The following is a 692-nucleotide window of genomic DNA, read 5'->3' as shown; positions in this document are numbered from 1 at the left end:
TGAGTGTCAGGAACCGGGCGGGGCCTCAACTCGCTCGACTGCCACGGTTGCGGGAACGCCGCGCGAGACAGTGATCAGCCCAGCGTCGGTCAGCGTGGCGACAGCCCGATGTGCGGTACTGATGGCGACCTGGTAGCGCTTGGCCAACTCGGCGACAGTCGGCAGGCGGTCGCCGAGTTTGAGCGCTCCGCACCGAATTGCAGCGCGTAGGTCGTCGGCGATCCGTAGGTACGGCGCTGATGTCTCGCTGACCGGCGTTGTGATCGCAGTCATCTCGCCGTCCGTCTCGATGCCTGCCGGAAGCTCAGGCATGCGGCCTGCAAGTGAGCCGGCGGCCCGTTGATCCGCCTCGGAGACCCAGGCGGTGTAAACGCGCAAGGTTGTTGTTCCGCCGCCGCTGTGGCCGAGCCTGCCGGCCACGGTCCGGACGTCTACTCCAGCGGCGATCAGCTCAGTCGCGGAGTAGTGCCGCAGCTCGTGAAGGTTCATGTCCCAACCAAGGCGGGCGCACATCCGCGTGTACCGCTGGGTGACGGAGTCCGGTTTGAGCCACTCGGACCCGTCCGGCAGTGGTGAGAAGACCCTCGCGTCAGTGGGCAGCGTAAGCCCGGCCGCCTTGGCGCTCTCGGTGCATTGCCGAAGGAAGGCACGCAGGAGAGCGACCGTCAGGTCGTCAAGGGTGATCCGGCGTT

At 66.8% G+C, this 692-nt stretch carries 1 protein-coding gene; it reads right to left on the bottom strand.

Annotated elements, in window-relative coordinates; genetic code table 11:
• Nucleotides 1–6: 6 nt before the first annotated feature.
• Nucleotides 7–692 (bottom strand): GntR family transcriptional regulator (locus DMB66_RS60230; RefSeq protein WP_125812725.1); only part of this gene is annotated, 686 nt, incomplete at its 5' end.

Source organism: Actinoplanes sp. ATCC 53533, assembly GCF_003947245.1.
Note: the sequence above shows the minus strand (reverse complement) of the source record. Positions and strands in the feature narration are given on the sequence as shown.